11 protein-coding genes are annotated in these 15214 nt (G+C 63.6%); 4 read left to right on the top strand and 7 right to left on the bottom strand.

Translation table 11 applies throughout. From position 1 onward, the window contains the following. Positions 1–143: 143 nt before the first annotated feature. From fdhF to ACOQOU_RS13745, 4 genes are read right to left on the bottom strand one after another with little or no spacing between them, the layout of a single operon-like run. Entirely contained in the window at positions 144–2939 is a 2796-nt protein-coding gene (gene fdhF / locus ACOQOU_RS13760; protein WP_306025299.1) for a formate dehydrogenase subunit alpha, read from the bottom strand. Continuing rightward, positions 2936–3571, bottom strand: a complete 636-nt coding sequence (locus ACOQOU_RS13755) for a LysE family translocator (RefSeq protein ID WP_109766586.1) — start codon at positions 3569–3571, stop codon at positions 2936–2938. Before ACOQOU_RS13755 ends, fdhF begins: the two co-directional genes overlap by 4 nt. Next, the gene (locus tag ACOQOU_RS13750) at positions 3564–4049 is read right to left on the bottom strand and encodes a GNAT family N-acetyltransferase (RefSeq protein ID WP_306025298.1); all 486 of its coding nucleotides are present in this window, start codon (positions 4047–4049) and stop codon (positions 3564–3566) included. Before ACOQOU_RS13750 ends, ACOQOU_RS13755 begins: the two co-directional genes overlap by 8 nt. Positions 4050–4052: 3 nt before the next feature. Further along, positions 4053–5735, bottom strand: coding sequence for an NADH-ubiquinone oxidoreductase-F iron-sulfur binding region domain-containing protein (locus ACOQOU_RS13745; RefSeq protein ID WP_306025297.1), 1683 nt, complete (start codon positions 5733–5735; stop codon positions 4053–4055). Between the two features lie 182 nt (positions 5736–5917). Here ACOQOU_RS13745 and ACOQOU_RS13740 point away from each other — a divergent pair, with 182 nt between their 5' ends. Next, the gene (locus tag ACOQOU_RS13740) at positions 5918–7501 is read left to right on the top strand and encodes a trimethylamine methyltransferase family protein (RefSeq protein ID WP_306025296.1); all 1584 of its coding nucleotides are present in this window, start codon (positions 5918–5920) and stop codon (positions 7499–7501) included. Positions 7502–7534: 33 nt separating this feature from the next. Continuing rightward, positions 7535–10096 carry a GcvT family protein gene (locus tag ACOQOU_RS13735; protein WP_306025295.1) on the top strand — a complete coding sequence of 854 codons (2562 nt, stop codon included), beginning with the start codon at positions 7535–7537 and terminating at the stop codon, positions 10094–10096. A 12-nt stretch (positions 10097–10108) separates the two neighbouring features. Here ACOQOU_RS13735 and ACOQOU_RS13730 read toward each other — a convergent pair whose 3' ends face one another. The 3 genes from ACOQOU_RS13730 to ppk2 form a co-directional block, all read right to left on the bottom strand. Beyond that, the gene (locus ACOQOU_RS13730) at positions 10109–11374 is read right to left on the bottom strand and encodes a DUF6895 family protein (protein WP_306025294.1); all 1266 of its coding nucleotides are present in this window, start codon (positions 11372–11374) and stop codon (positions 10109–10111) included. Positions 11375–11457: 83 nt separating this feature from the next. Next, a complete protein-coding gene (locus tag ACOQOU_RS13725; RefSeq protein WP_109766580.1) occupies positions 11458–11688 on the bottom strand; it encodes a hypothetical protein in 231 nt (76 codons plus the stop codon). A 284-nt stretch (positions 11689–11972) separates the two neighbouring features. Then, on the bottom strand, positions 11973–12902 hold the full coding sequence (gene ppk2 / locus ACOQOU_RS13720; RefSeq protein ID WP_109766579.1) for a polyphosphate kinase 2: 930 nt from the start codon (positions 12900–12902) through the stop codon (positions 11973–11975). Between the two features lie 178 nt (positions 12903–13080). Here ppk2 and ACOQOU_RS13715 point away from each other — a divergent pair, with 178 nt between their 5' ends. Beyond that, positions 13081–13911: a UDP-2,3-diacylglucosamine diphosphatase gene (locus tag ACOQOU_RS13715; RefSeq protein ID WP_109766578.1), complete on the top strand. Its 831-nt coding sequence runs from the start codon at positions 13081–13083 to the stop codon at positions 13909–13911. Positions 13912–13969: 58 nt separating this feature from the next. Then, positions 13970–15214 carry a DUF3419 family protein gene (locus ACOQOU_RS13710; RefSeq protein WP_196780341.1) on the top strand — a complete coding sequence of 415 codons (1245 nt, stop codon included), beginning with the start codon at positions 13970–13972 and terminating at the stop codon, positions 15212–15214.

The following is a 15214-nucleotide window of genomic DNA, read 5'->3' as shown; positions in this document are numbered from 1 at the left end:
CGCCGGACGCTTTTTGGGCGGGTGCCTTTGGGGGGCGGCATGGTCGAAACCGGCCCTAGCTCATCCAACCATAAGGACCCGCTGCCGACTGTCAAACAGCAGGTGCGGCGGGATTTTTTCCGCACCGGAAAGACGGGGCGGACCTATTGCGCAGGTTCTGCGGTCTCCGTCCGCTTCACCCGTGCCGCACAATATTTGAACTCGGGGATCTTGCCGAACGGGTCGAGCTGCGGGTTGGTCAGAACGTTGGCCGGGCTTTCATTGAAGCAGAACGGCATGAAAACCATGCCGTCGGCCACCTCGCGATCGGCACGCAGCACAGCCTGGATCGTGCCGCGCCGTGTCTCGACCGCGATCATCTCGCCCGCCTTGAAACCGTGCCGGCCGATCTCGCGCGGGTTCATGGCGGCGATGCCCTCGGGCTCGATGTCGTCGAGCACCGAAGCCCGGCGCGTCATCGCGCCGGTATGCCAGTGTTCGAGCAGGCGGCCGGTCGTCAGCACCAGCGGATAGTCCTCGTCGGGCACCTCGTCCGGCGGGCGCAAATCGGCAGGCACCAGCTTGCCGCGGCCGTCCGCCGTCGGGAAACCGTCGGTGAAAATGACTTCATTGCCGAACCCGCCGGGCTCGTCGACCGGATAGGTGACGCAGTCCTCCGCCTCAAGACGTTCCCAGGAGATGTGGTTCAGCGAGGGCATGACCGAGGCCATCTCGGCGTAGACATCGCCGACGCCGGCATAGTTCCAGTCGAGCCCGATGCGGCCCGCCAGATCGACGATCAGTTCCCAGTCCTGACGCGCTTGACCCGGCGGATCGAGAGCCGGCCGGCCGATCTGCACCTGCCGGTTGGTGTTGGTGAAGGTGCCGAGCTTTTCGGCATGGGCCGACGCCGGCAGGACGACATCGGCGTGCCAGCAGGTCTCGGTCAGGAAAATGTCCTGCACGACCAGATGGTCGAGCTTGGCGAGCGCGGCGCGCGCATGGTGCTGGTCCGGATCGGACATGGCCGGGTTTTCGCCCATGATGTACATGCCGCGCACGTCGCCTGCATGGATCGCGTCCATGATCTCGACGACAGTCAGCCCGCGCTTGGGGTCCAGCGACCGGCCCCAGAAATCCTCCATCGATGCGCGGATATCGGCGTTCTCGACAAGCCGATAATCGGGATACATCATCGGGATCAGGCCGGCGTCGGATGCGCCTTGCACATTGTTCTGTCCGCGCAGAGGATGAAGCCCCGTGCCCGGCCGCCCGACATGGCCGGTGATCAGCGCCAACGCGATCAGCCCGCGCGAGTTGTCCGTGCCGTGCGTATGCTGGGAAATGCCCATGCCCCAGAAGATGATCGACCGCTCGGCCCCGGCATAGGTTCGGGCGACATCGCGCAGCATGTCGGCCGGAACGCCGCAGACTTCGCTCATGGCTTCGGGCGAAAAGTCCTTCACCTTCTCTCTGAGCGCTTCAAAGCCGTCGACATTGGCCTGAATATATTGTTCGTCATAGAGCTTTTCGTCGATGATGACATGCAGCAGCGCGTTGAGCAGCGCGACATCGGAGCCCGGCGTGAACTGGACCGCGTGCGATGCGTGGCGCATCAGATCCTGCCTGCGCGGATCGATGACGATCAGCTTCCTGCCCTGCTTGGCGGCCTGCTTGAAATAGGTGGCCGCGACCGGATGGTTGGTGGTCGGCCTGGCGCCGATCACGATGATGCAGTCGGCCTTCATCGCGTCCTTGAACGGTGCCGAGACCGCACCCGAACCAACACCCTCAAGCAGCGCAGCCACGGACGAGGCGTGGCACAGCCGCGTGCAATGATCGACATTGTTGGTGCCGAAGCCCTGCCGCACCAGCTTCTGGAACAGATAAGCCTCTTCGTTCGAGCCCTTGGCGGAGCCGAAGCCGGCCAGGGCGCCGCCGCCATGTTCGTCGCGAATTGCGGCCAGGCCCGACGCGGCCCGTTCCATCGCCTCGTCCCAGGATGCTTCGCGGAAGATGTCCGAGACCTGCATGAAGCGCATGTCGATGTCGCCCGCCTTGGGCGCGTCGTCGCGGCGGATGAGCGGCTTGGTCAGCCGCTCCGTGCTCATGACGTAATCATAGCCGAACCGGCCCTTGACGCAGAGCCGGTTTTCGTTGGCTGGCCCGTCGCGCCCGTCGATCTGGACGATCCGGTTGTCCTTGACGTTCACCGTGGTCTGGCAGCCGACGCCGCAGAACGGACACACCGAGTCGACCGACCTGTCGAACTCGGCGACGGCGCGGGTGCGGCCGGCTTTGTCCATCAGGGTCTTTTCGTAGAGCGCGCCGGTCGGACAGGCCTGCACGCATTCGCCGCAGGTCACACAGGTCGAAAGCCCCATCGGATCGTGAATGTCGAAGACGGGCACGGCGTGATGGCCCCGTTTGCCCATGCCGATCACGTCGTTCACCTGCACTTCCCGGCAGGCGCGCACGCACAGCCCACAGGCGATGCAACTGTCGAGATTGACGGCGATGGCCGGGTTTGTGACGTCGTGGATACCCGCGTCATGGCGGGCGTGGCCGAATTTCGACGGCAGGCGTTCCGACCCGCCAATGCCCATCTGATCGGCCCATTGCCAGAAGGCGGATTGGTCGTCCGGGCTTTCGTCCGGGGACGGCATGTCGGCCGCCAGCATCTCGAACACCATGCGGCGCGCCCGGTCGGCACGGTCGGTGCCGGTACGCACGGTCATGCCCTCGGTGGGCTTGCGGATGCAGGAGGCCGCCAGCGTGCGCTCGCCCTCGATCTCCACCATGCAGGCGCGGCAATTGCCGTCCGGCCGGTAGCCGGGCTTGTCGAGATGACACAGATGCGGGATGCGGGTGCCTTGCCGTTTGGCGACGGACCAGATCGTCTCGCCCGGTTCGGCGGTGACGGATTTGCCGTCGAGTGTGAAGATGACCGGATCGCTCACGTGCGCATCTCCCGAATTCCGTCGGCCAGCAGGCGCCCGCCGAGAGCCCCGAATGCGGCGCCGAACGCCACTTCGATTCCGCGCGCGAAACGATTGTAGCTGCGTGCGGCAAGCCCGGACGAGAACAGCAATGCGTAGCTGCCATAGACGGCCATGGCCGAGATGGCGGCCAGCGGCCCGAACACGACCACCTGCCAGGCGGCAAGGCCGGACCCGAACAGGAACGTGCCAACCGCCGTCCACATGAGCGCCGCCTTCGGGTTGGTCAGCACGACCAGGAGGCCGCGGCGCCACGCGGCGCCCGCCGACAGGATCGCGCGCTGCGCCCGGATGCCGGCCGAACCGCCGCGCCAGGCCGACAGAAGGGCGCGCACGGCGAGCCAGAGCAGGTAGGCGCCGCCGGCGATCTTCATCGCGGTCAACAGCTTCGGATAGATGGTCAGCACCGCCGCAAGGCCGAATGCAACGGCAACGGCCCAGATCATCATGCCGGTCGCAACGCCCATCACGGTCATCAGCGCTGTCTTTCGCCCCTGCCCCAGGCCTGCGCTTGCAACGGCGAGAAGATTGGGCCCCGGCGCGGCCTGCGCGAGCACGACTCCCGTGAGCGTGATGAGATAGGCCTCAAACATTCTCGGTCTCCTCGGCCAGCGCCGCCATCGCCGCGCCGTCCCAGCGCAGATAGGCCTTGTTCGTATCGCGGCAGCCAAGCTCTTCATAGAGCGCCCGGGCGCGCGGATTGTCCTTGTCGACCGTCAGTTCCAGCCGCGTTGCGCCAAGCCGCTGTGCCTCAGCCGCGCAGCGGCGCATCAATGCCTCGCCAATGCCGCGGCCGCGCGCATCGGCGGCCACGTAAAGGTCCTTGATGAACATGCCGACATTGAGGTTTCCCGCCGGAAACAGCGGCACCAGCGTAGCAAAACCCAGCACTTGATGATCTTCAACGGCAACAAGCATCAGCGTGTCCGTATTGGCCGAGAACCAGCGCTTGAGCTTCGGCAAAACGTCATCAGCCGGCATGGCGTCGTCGCCCTCATAATGGATGTTCTCCTCATCCATCACCCGGGCAAGCGAAGGCAGGTCAGCCTCGGTCGCAGGTCGGATATCCATCGCTCACAGATCCTCCCGGAAATGGGTCAGCAGATGGTTGACCGGGTTGGGTGCAGCCTGCCCAAGGCCGCAGATCGACGCGTCGCGCATCACCTGTTCCAACTCCCGGATCAGGCCCTCGTCCAGCGGACCCTCGCGTTCGAGCAGTTGCACCAGCTTTTCGGTGCCGCCGCGGCACGGCGTGCACTGGCCGCAGCTTTCATGGGCAAAGAACTTCATCAGGTTGAGGACGGCGTCGCGGACGTTGTCCCTGTCCGACAGGATCACAACCGCATGGCTACCGACGAAGGCGCCATGGCGGAACAGCGTGTCGCCGAAATCGAGGGGAATGTCGTCCATCGAGGCCGGCAGGATGCCGCCCGAGGCGCCGCCGGGCAGATAGGCCTTGAAGCTGTGGCCGTCGGCCATGCCGCCGCAATAATCGTCGATCAGTTCGCGCACGGTGACACCGGCCGGCGCGAGCTTGACGCCCGGCTCCCGGACGCGGCCGGACACCGACCATGAGCGCGGACCGGGATGGCCTTCACTGCCCTGTGCGGCGAACCAGTCCGGCCCGTTTTCGACGATGTCGCGGATCCAGTGCAGCGTTTCGACATTGTGGTTGAGCGTCGGCCGGCCGAAAAGGCCCACTTCGGCGATATAGGGCGGACGGTGGCGCGGCAGGCCACGCTTGCCCTCGATCGATTCGATCATCGCCGACTCTTCGCCGCAGATATAGGCGCCGGCGCCGCGCCGCAGTTCGATGAAACCCGGTTCGCACAGGCCCGCTTCCTCGAGCGCTGCGATTTCGGTGCGCAGGATTTCCAAGACCGCCGGATATTCATCGCGCATGTAAAGATAGATGCGCTCCGCCTCGACCGTGTGCGCAGCAATCAGCGCGCCTTCCAGCGTGCGGTGCGGATCGCTCTCCAGATAGTGCCGGTCCTTGAAGGTGCCCGGCTCGCCCTCGTCGCCATTGATCGTCATCAGGCGCGGGCCGGGATAGGAGCGCACGAAACCCCACTTCTTGCCGGCGGGAAAGCCGGCGCCGCCCAGCCCTTTCAGGCTCGCATCGGACAGCGTTTCGATCAGAGTTTCGGGATCGAGGTCACCGCCACGTACCCGGTCCAAGACCTGATAGCCGCCAAATTCGAGATAGGCGTGCAGAGGGATGTAGCCGGGCATGGCGACATCGAATTCGCCGGTCTCGGCCATGCGCAGCATTTGCGCTGCGTTGGCATGATCGACCTCGCGATCGCCGATGCGGGCGGCGGGTGCGGTGGCGCAACGCCCCATGCAGGGCGCGCGCACAACGCGAATCGTCGCCGGGTCGGCATCGCCTTCAAGCTGTGCGATCAATCTCTCGCTGCCCGCCAGCATGCATGAAATCGAATCGCAGACACGGATCGTCAATGGTGCGGGTTTGTCCTCGCCTTCCCTGACCACGTCGAAATGATCGTAGAAGGACGCGACCTCGTAGACCTCCGCCTGGCTGAGACGCATTTCTTCTGCGAGCGCACGCAGATGGCGCGCTTCAAGGCAGCCGAACATGTCCTGGATGGCATGCAAATGCTCGATCAGAAGATCGCGGCGGCGCGGCGCTTCGCCCAGCGCAGAGCGCACTTCATCCAGCGCGGCATCGTCCAGCTGTCGGCCCTTGGGCAGATGCGACTTGCGGCGCCGGGGCACGGGCTGCATCTGATTCATGATGCCGGTTCTCCTCCAACGCGCCCAGCCTAACGAGCCGGAAACAAGACGACTTTCCCCAGAGCGTCAACCACGCGTCGTGATCGTCGCCCGGCGCGATGTCGCTATGCAAGCGCTGGAGGTCGAAGAATTGATCGTCGGCGCGCCGGGCAACGGCGACAGTGTGCGGACGGGAGAACCCCATGGACCCATTGATCAGCGACGCCGTACCAACGCCGCCCAAACGCAGCAAGCGCGGTGGACGCGCGGCCAATATGCGGCGGGGCGGCGCGGCGATTGCCCAAATGCCCTGGGAGATCCCGATCAACACGGATCGGCCGACCGAGCCGCTTCCGGCGGAAGGCGTAGAGGCGATCCATGACGGCACGATGCGCATTCTCGAAGAGGTCGGCGTCGAGTTCCTGAACATCGAAGCCGTCGAGATCTTCCGCAAGGAAGGATGCCTGATCGACAATGAGACGCCCGAGAGCGCCCGTGTCCGCTTCGGCCGCGACTACATCATGGAGAAGGTCGCGCTCGCGCCGAGCCAGTTCACGATCACGCCGCGCAATCCCGACCGGGTAATCGAGATCGGCGGCAAGCACATCGTGTTCGGCAACGTGTCGTCGCCGCCGAATTGCTCCGACCTCGATCGCGGGCGGCGGATCGGCGACCGTTCGGCCTATCGGGACTTCCTCAAGCTGACGCAGTATTTCAACTGCATCCATTTCGCCGGCGGCTATCCGGTCGAACCGATGGATCTGCACCCGTCCATCCGGCATCTGGACTGCCTCTATGACAAGCTCACGCTGACCGACAAGGTCGTGCACGCCTATTCGCTGGGCACCGAGCGGGTCGAGGATGTCATCGAGATGGTGCGGATCGCCGGCCAGCTGTCGCACGATGAATTCGACGCCAGGCCGCGCATGTACACCAACATCAACTCGACCTCGCCGCTCAAGCATGACTGGCCGATGATCGACGGTTTGATGCGGCTGGCCCGGCGCGGCCAGCCGACGATCATCACGCCGTTCACGCTGGCCGGTGCGATGAGCCCGATCACGCTGGCCGGCACGGTTGCCCAATCGATGGCCGAGTCGCTGTGCGCGGTGGCGCTGGTGCAAACGATCAATCCTGGCTGTCCTGTCGCCATCGGCACGTTCTCCTCGAACGTCGACATGAAGACCGGCGCGCCGGCGTTCGGCACGCCTGACTACATGCGCACGACGCAGATGACCGGCCAGATGGCGCGCCATTACGGCCTGCCGCTGCGCGCCTCGAATACGTGCGTTTCCAATGCGCCCGACAATCAGGCCACCTGGGAAAGCTCGAACTCGCTGTTCGCCGCGATCACGTCGGGCGTGAACGTCGTCTACCATGCCGCCGGATGGCTCGAAGGCGGGCTGTGTGCATCCTATGAGAAGTTCATCATGGATTGCGAACAGTTGCAGCAGCTCATCGCCTATATGAAACCGGTGCGGTGGGATGCCGACGAGATCGCGCTCGACGCCATCGCCGAGGTCGGCCAGGGCGGGCATTTCTTCGGCATCCAGCACACACAGGACAGGTATGAGAGCGCGTTTTATGCGCCCTTCCTGTCGGACTGGAGCAATTTCGAGAACTGGCGCGACCGCGGGTCTGTCCAGACGGCCGAGCGGGCCAACAAGGTCTGGAAGAGCATCCTGGCGGAGTTCGAACCGCCGCCGATGGACCAGGCGATCCGCGAGGAGCTGGAAGATTTCGTCGCCCGGCGCAAGCAGGAAGGCGGCGCGCCGACGGATTTCTGAATAGACGTCGGCCAATGCATCGAGGGGAGCAAAATGAAAACATCCACGCGTGTCGTCGTCATCGGGGGCGGGGTCGTCGGCTGCTCGGTGCTCTATCATCTGGCCAAGGCCGGCTGGACCGACATCATGCTGATCGAGCGCTCCGAGCTGACGTCGGGCTCGTCCTGGCATGCGGCCGGCGGGTTCCACACGCTCAATGGCGATCCGAACGTCGCCAAGCTGCAGGCCTATACGGTCGGGCTTTATGACGAACTCGAAAAGGTCTCCGGCCAGTCCTGCGGGCTGCATCTGACCGGCGGTGTGATGCTCGCCGAAAGCCCCGAGCGGATGGATTTCCTGCGCACGCTGCACGCCAAGGGCCGGCATCTGGGCATGCAGACCGAACTGATCACGCCGTCCGAAGCGAAAGCCATGTTCCCGCTGATGGACGAAAGCCAGTTCGTCGGCGCGCTGTGGGATCCGGTCGAGGGCCATCTCGACCCGTCCGGCACGACGCACGCCTATGCCAAGGCGGCGCGGACGCTTGGGGCCGAGATCGTGCTGCGCAACCCGGTCAAGGAACTGACGCAGGATGCCGACGGCACATGGAACGTGGTCACCGAGCAAGGCACGGTCCGCGCCGAACATGTGGTCAATGCGGGCGGGCTCTGGGCGCGCGAAGTGGGCCGGATGGTGGGTCTCGAACTGCCGCTTCTGGCCATGGAGCACATGTACCTTCTGACCGAGGACATGCCCGAGGTGATCGCGTTCAACGAGGAGTTCGGGCGTGAACTGATCCATGCCGTCGATTTCCGGGGCGAGATCTACACCCGCCAGGAACGCAAGGGGATGCTGCTGGGCACCTATGAGCAGGCCTGCGTGCCGTGGTCGCCGGTCAACACGCCATGGGATTTCGGCCACGAACTGCTGCAACCCGACCTCGACCGGCTGGCACCGTCGCTCGAGATCGGGTTCAAGCATTTCCCGCCGTTCGAAAATGCCGGCATCAAGCAGATCATCAACGGCCCCTTCACCTTTGCGCCCGACGGCAACCCGCTGGTCGGCCCGGTGCGCGGGCTCACCAATTTCTGGTCGGCCTGCGCCGTGATGGCCGGGTTTTCTCAAGGTGGCGGCGTCGGGCTGACGCTCGCCAACTGGATGGTGGAAGGCGATCCGGGTGCCGATGTGTGGGGCATGGATGTGGCGCGCTACGGCGAATGGGCGACGCTGCGCTACACGAACGCGAAAGTGCGCGAAAACTATTCGCGGCGCTTCCGCATCCGCTATCCGAACGAGGAACTGCCCGCCGCGCGGCCCCACCAGACGACGCCCATCCACGACATTCAGGTGAACGAGAACCACGCGGTGATGGGCGACAGCTGGGCGCTTGAAACGCCGCTGTGGTATGCGCCCTCGGTCGAGGAAGCGCATGACGTGGTCAGCTTCCACCGGTCCAACGATTTCGCGCATGTCGCCGCGGAGGTGAAAAACGTGCGTGAGAATGTCGGGATCACGGAAATCTCCAACTTCGCCAAGTACGAAGTCACCGGCGATGGAGCGGAGGCCTGGCTGTCTCACCTGATGACCAACACCATGCCGAAGCTCGGCCGCATGGTACTGACGCCGATGCTCAACGAATTCGGCAAGCTGATCGGCGACTTCACCATAGCGAAGCTTGGCGAAAACCGTTTCATGATCTGGGGCTCTTCGGCCGCGCAGATCTACCACATGCGCTGGTTCGAACGACATCTTCCCGACGACGGTTCCGTCGCGGTCAAGCGGTTCGGCATGAACTTGAACGGGCTGTCGATTGCCGGCCCGAACAGCCGCAAGGTGCTGGAAAAGCTGACCGATCAGGATGTCTCCAACGAAGCCTTCCGCTTCATGGACAGCCGGCAGATGGACGTTCAGGGCTCACCCTGCATCGTCAGCCGCATCTCCTATACCGGCGATCTGGGCTACGAGATCTGGTGCGAGCCGGCCTATACGCGCAAGCTCTATCGCGACATCAAGGAGGCCGGCGCCGAATTCGGCATCAGGGATTTCGGCATGCGTGCGCTTTTGTCGATGCGGCTCGAAAAGAACTTCCCGACATGGGGTCACGAGCTTCGCCCCATTTACGGGCCGTTCGAAGGGTCGATGGACCGGTTCGTCAAATTGTCCAAGAACGACTTCATCGGCCGCGAGGCGGCAGCCAAGGAAAAGGCCGACGGGCCCAAACTGCGCCGTGTCTCGTTCATGATCGATGCCGACACCGCCGACGTGATGCATGACGAGCCGGTCTGGGCAAAGGTGGGCAACACCGATTACGGCACCGTCGGCGCGCCCGAAAAGGTTGGCCCGCGCCGATTTACCGATGACGGCACCGAACTCGACCCGCCCGGCATGGGAACGATCACCGACGGCGAATGGCGCGTTGTCGGCTGGGTGACCTCGGGCGGTTATGCCCACGGTGTCGAAAAGTCGATGGCGCAGGGCTATGTGCCCGCCGCGCTCGCCGGGCATGGCGACGAAGGCATGTTCGAGATCGAGGTGCTGGGCGTGCGCCGCCCGGCGGTCATAGCGGTCCAACCGCCCTTCGACCCCGAAGGCAAGCGGATGCGCGGTATCGCCTAATCGCCGTGTCGCTCAGCAAGCCGTCGCGGCGCCCGACCGTTCGAGCACCCGGTCGCCTTCGGCAATGCGCCCGATGGCCTGTGCGCATTCGTCGACGAGCATCATCGACACCGGCGCGCCCTCGCCGACGATCCGGCCGATCTCCGCAAACAGCCGTTCAAAGCGGCGCCCGCGGGCCAGCCGACTGAGCTGCACGCCGTTGGCGATGCGCAACTTGTCGGCGTTCGGGCACGCAAAGTCATCGAGAAAGCCGATCCATTGGGCCGGCTGGTCGCCGGGCGAGAGATCGAAGAAGGCGGTATCGACCACACCCGGCGCGGGTTCGGCGCTGTCGGCAGCGGTTCGCCAGTGCCGCGTCAGGCACAGCATCATCGCGTAGACATGGGTCGTATGGTAGGAATGAAAGAAGTGCTCGGCGGCCCGCCGGTCGCTGTTGAGCAGGTTGGACAGGCGCTCCACGTCATAGCTGCGCGAGGGAAGGAAGCCCGTTCGGCCGAAGACCTCGACCAGCAGATGCCGGCAGAAGCGAACGGTATTGCCCGGCGTGTCGGTGATCATGGCCGCGCAGGCGACAAACTCCGCCATCAGGTCCAGATCGAATTCCCAAAGGCAATCGTAGAGCGCGATTTCGATGCGCTCCAGAAGCCGGTCACGACAAATCTCGCCGGCAAGCGCTTGGGCGCCGAAGTCGGTCGCATACATGATCTCATGCGTGAAGGCGTAGCGGTCGGCGACGTTCATGTAGAGCGGGCTGATCGCCGAGGTGGCGAGCCCGGCGGCCAGACAGGTCTTCATGGGCGTTTTGGCCGGCCGCGCACGGTGGTGCAGGGCGATCAGCCAGTGATCGTCCATCAGCCGGAATGGCAGCTTGTTGGCGGGCACGAAACTCGGATCGGAAACGGAAAGCGCGAACACGGCATCGAACCGCGTGTCGAGATGGCCCATGCGCGTGAGCAGGACGTGTCCGATCCCGAAGGATGTGCACAGGCGCGGATTGGCGCGCAACATGAACAGATGACGTTCCGACCGCACGATCTTTGCGGCCTCGGCGACCAGATCGGCGAATGCAGCGCCCTTTGCAAGCTGCGGCATGTACCGGTCGACCACATAGAGCAGCAGAACCGTCTCGGCGGCGATCTTGTCGAGCGGATGGATGATCTGCTGCGACCCATCATCGTCCGGCAGAAGGTCGGGCCGCGCCGCGACAAGGCGGAGTGGCGCAACCGTGGCGGCAAGCACCGCGCCGACCATCTCGTGCGGTGCGGAGCCGGCTGCCATGCGCGCCGTTGCTGTCGCGCCGGGACGCGCAGGCGCTTTGCCCGCCCCGGTCGCAATGGTGGACATCGCCGTCGCGCCGTCGATCAGCGATTGACCGGCGTATCGATCGCGTCGCGCGCGATCAGTTTCGTCTTGCCCGAAGTCACCAGGACATATTCCGACCAGGCAATGACGTTGTCCTGGAGCGGACCCGACGGATCGATCACCCCGATGCCTTGCGGCTCCAACAAGTCGCGGATCGGCATGTCCAGATTGATCGCCTTCTTGTTGTGAAGTTCTGTGGCAAGCTTTTGCACATCTGTAATGGTCGGCATGACTTTCTCCAATACTTAGCAATATACAATCATTACTTTATCATTTTGAACGTGAATCATCAAATCATATCTAGACTCAACGAGTCTTATTGAATCACAAGTAGAATCCCATTCTGATACGATCTTTTATTTCAAGGTGAAATGTTCCGTGACAGACGGCGCATCGCCCTTGCAGGGCGACACGCACGCCGGTCGCCACCGGCAACCGGAGCAAAGAGCACCGGAGACTATCGGGTGTTCAATGGGCGACGTCGTCGGGCCCGACCGGACATCGAGATGGCGCGTCAGGCGCTCTTTTTCATGTCGGGGTGCATCGTCGCGCCCAATATGTGCTCCGAACGGCCGATCACCTGCGCCGAATGGCCGACGATCAGCGGATCGGGACCGCGCACGATCCGGCGGTCCTTCTTGGGATAAGGCAGGCTCGACAGGAAATGCTGCATCGTGTTGACGCGCGCCCGCTTCTTGTCGTTCGACTTGACCACCGTCCACGGCGCGTCGGCCGTGTCGGTGTAGAAGAACATCGCTTCCTTGGCTTCGGTGTAGTCATCCCACTTGTCCAGCGAAGCCTTGTCGATCGGCGACAGTTTCCACTGCTTGAGCGGGTCCTTGCCGCGCGACTGGAAGCGGCGCAGCTGTTCTTCGCGCGTGACCGAAAACCAGAACTTGAACAGGCGAATGCCCGAGCGCACCAGCATGCGCTCGAAGTCCGGCGTCTGCCGCATGAATTCGAGATAGTCGTTGGGCGAGCAGAAGCCCATGACGCGCTCGACACCGGCGCGATTGTACCAGGACCGGTCGAACAGGACGATCTCGCCACCCGCAGGCAAATGTTCGACATAGCGCTGGAAATACCATTGCGTGCTTTCGCGTTCGGACGGTTTTTCCAATGCCACCACGCGCGCGCCGCGCGGGTTCAGATGCTCCATGAAGCGCTTGATCGTGCCGCCCTTGCCGGCCGCATCGCGGCCCTCGAACAGGATCACGACCTTCTGGCCGGTGTCCTTGACCCATTCCTGGACCTTGAGCAGTTCCACCTGCAGTTCGGCCTTGTGCTTCTCGTAGGCCGAGCGCCGCATCTTGGTGCGATAGGGGTATTCGCCGCTTTCGAATGCATGCGCGATCGCCTGGGGATCGTTGCGCATTTCGGCAATGGTGGCGGGCCGGCCGGCGTCCAGGCTGGCGTCGCCGGCAATCGTGTCCTGTTCAATCATTTGCGTATCCTGTTCAAAAGCGGAAAGATCAACTGGCAATATCGCCTCATCTCACGCCTTTTTGTGATGCGCCGCAATGCGACTTGCGCCATATGACGAAAGGTCATTGCGAAGCGGCGTCACACCAGTGACATACGAGTCTGATTCTGCGAGGCATCTGAAACCGGTGGTACCGACCATGAACGAGCCTCGACGGTTCCGGACACTGTTCTTGTCCGACATTCATCTGGGAACGCGTGGTTGCCAGGCAGAAATGCTGATCGACTTTCTGCGCGAACACGATGCGGACCGCATCTATCTGGTCGGCGACATTTTCGACGGCTGGCGCCTCAAGAAGGGCTGGTACTGGCCGCAATCGCACAATGATGCCGTGCAGAAGCTGCTGCGCAAGGCGCGCAAGGGCACCGAGATCATCTACATTCCCGGAAATCATGACGAGGTCATGCGCTCCTATCTGGGCTCTCATTTCGGCGGAATCGAAGTGCGCGACCGGGACGTCTATGAAGCTGCGGACGGAACGCGCTATCTGGTCATCCATGGCGACCAGTTCGACATGGTTGTCGTGCATGCCAAATGGCTCGCTCATGTTGGCGACGGGGCCTACACGCTCGCGCTGTGGCTCAATGGCTGGATGAACTGGCTCAAGCGGCTTTGGGGCGGCCAGTACTGGTCGCTGTCCAAATGGCTCAAGCTGAAGGTCAAGCAGGCCGTCAACTTCATCGGCGCATTCGAGGAGACGCTTTCAGGGGAGGCCCGGCGCGCCGGCGTTCAAGGCGTTATCTGCGGCCATATCCACCACGCAACGATCAAGCACGACAATGGCATTCGCTACATCAATACGGGCGACTGGGTGGAAAGCTGCACGGCGATCGCCGAGACCGATCAGGGCGAGATGGTGCTGATCGACTGGGCCGCCATCAGCCGCTCGCGGCACAAGGGGCGGGTCGTCGATCTGGGCGCCGCCAAGAAAAGCAGAAAGGCCGCCGGCGCCAAGACGAAAGCCGCCTGATCCTTGGCAGATGCGGCATTTCCTCTAAAACGACTCTCATCCGAACACTGACAGGGCCATGACCATGGGTTCGCCTTCCGCCACGCCGACGGTCCGCACGCAGCTTGGCGGCGCCGTGCAACAGAACAGCGCGTTTTCCGTAACGGGTGTTCTGGAGCGTGCTTTCGCTCAGACCTTCACCGGGCTCGTCTACCCGCAAATCTGGGAAGACCCGGTCGTCGACATGGATGCGCTCGAGATCGGACCGGACGATGCGATCGTCGCGATTGCATCGGGCGGCTGCAATGTGATGAGCTATCTGACGGCCAACCCGGCTTCGGTCGAAGCGGTCGACCTGTCGCCGGCCCACGTCGCGCTCAATCGGCTGAAATATGCGGCGCCAAGGCTTCTGCCCGACCATGCAGCGTTCTTTCAATTGTTTGGCCGTGCCGACGTGGCGGGCAATGCAGCGCTGTTCGACGATTATCTCGCGCCGCATCTCGATGTGGCGACCGTCGATCACTGGAACGGCCGCAAGGGTATTGTCGGGCGCCGGATCGAGATGTTCGAACAGGGTTTCTACCGGTTCGGCGCGCTCGGCCTGTTCATCGGATGGGCGCACAGGATCGCACGGCTGAAGGGTATCGATTTCTCCCGGTTCATGGCGTGCCGCGACATCGAAGAGCAGACGCGCTTCTTCGAAGACAAGGTCAAGCCGGCGATCGACAGCCGCTTCATCAAATGGGTGACGCGCAACCGGGCATCCTTGTTCGGCCTCGGCATCCCGCCGCAGCAATATGAGGCGCTGGCGGGCGCCGCCGACGGTGACATGCATGCGGTTCTCACCGAGCGGACGCGAACGCTGATGTGCGGTTTTCCGCTGTCGGAGAACTATTTTGCCTGGGCCGCCTTCAATCGCGGCTATGACCCGTCCGGCGAAGGCCCGCTGCCGCCCTATCTGCAGCGGGACAATTTCGAGACGGTGCGCGCCAACGCGCACAAGGCATCGATCCGTAACCGGACGCTGACCGATTTCCTGCGCAGCCAGCCCGGTGCGTCGAAGGACTGCTATGTGCTGCTCGACGCGCAGGACTGGATGACCGACGCGCAACTGAACGATCTTTGGGCCCAGATCACGCGCACTGCGCGCGCCGGCGCTCGCGTCATCTTCCGCACCGCCGGTGTCGAGACAATCCTGCCCGGCCGGGTGTCGGACAGCGTGCTCGGCCGGTGGCGCTATCATGAAGAGCGTTCCCGCAAGCTGCACGACCGGGATCGCTCGGCGATCTATGGCGGCTTTCACCTCTATACGCTGGAAGGTTGA

The sequence above is a fragment of the Oceaniradius stylonematis genome, from assembly GCF_965223445.1.
GTDB lineage: Bacteria > Pseudomonadota > Alphaproteobacteria > Rhizobiales > Rhizobiaceae > Roseitalea > Roseitalea stylonematis.
Note: the sequence above shows the minus strand (reverse complement) of the source record. Positions and strands in the feature narration are given on the sequence as shown.

Coding starts and splice junctions, on each gene's coding strand:
- ACOQOU_RS13755 (WP_109766586.1), bottom strand. CDS start 3,571: ATGTTTGAGGCCTATCTCATCACGCTCACGGGAGTCGTGCTCGCGCAG.
- ACOQOU_RS13750 (WP_306025298.1), bottom strand. CDS start 4,049: ATGGATATCCGACCTGCGACCGAGGCTGACCTGCCTTCGCTTGCCCGG.
- ACOQOU_RS13745 (WP_306025297.1), bottom strand. CDS start 5,735: ATGAATCAGATGCAGCCCGTGCCCCGGCGCCGCAAGTCGCATCTGCCC.
- ACOQOU_RS13740 (WP_306025296.1), top strand. CDS start 5,918: ATGGACCCATTGATCAGCGACGCCGTACCAACGCCGCCCAAACGCAGC.
- ACOQOU_RS13735 (WP_306025295.1), top strand. CDS start 7,535: ATGAAAACATCCACGCGTGTCGTCGTCATCGGGGGCGGGGTCGTCGGC.
- ACOQOU_RS13730 (WP_306025294.1), bottom strand. CDS start 11,374: ATGGCAGCCGGCTCCGCACCGCACGAGATGGTCGGCGCGGTGCTTGCC.
- ACOQOU_RS13725 (WP_109766580.1), bottom strand. CDS start 11,688: ATGCCGACCATTACAGATGTGCAAAAGCTTGCCACAGAACTTCACAAC.
- ppk2 (WP_109766579.1), bottom strand. CDS start 12,902: ATGATTGAACAGGACACGATTGCCGGCGACGCCAGCCTGGACGCCGGC.
- ACOQOU_RS13715 (WP_109766578.1), top strand. CDS start 13,081: ATGAACGAGCCTCGACGGTTCCGGACACTGTTCTTGTCCGACATTCAT.
- ACOQOU_RS13710 (WP_196780341.1), top strand. CDS start 13,970: ATGACCATGGGTTCGCCTTCCGCCACGCCGACGGTCCGCACGCAGCTT.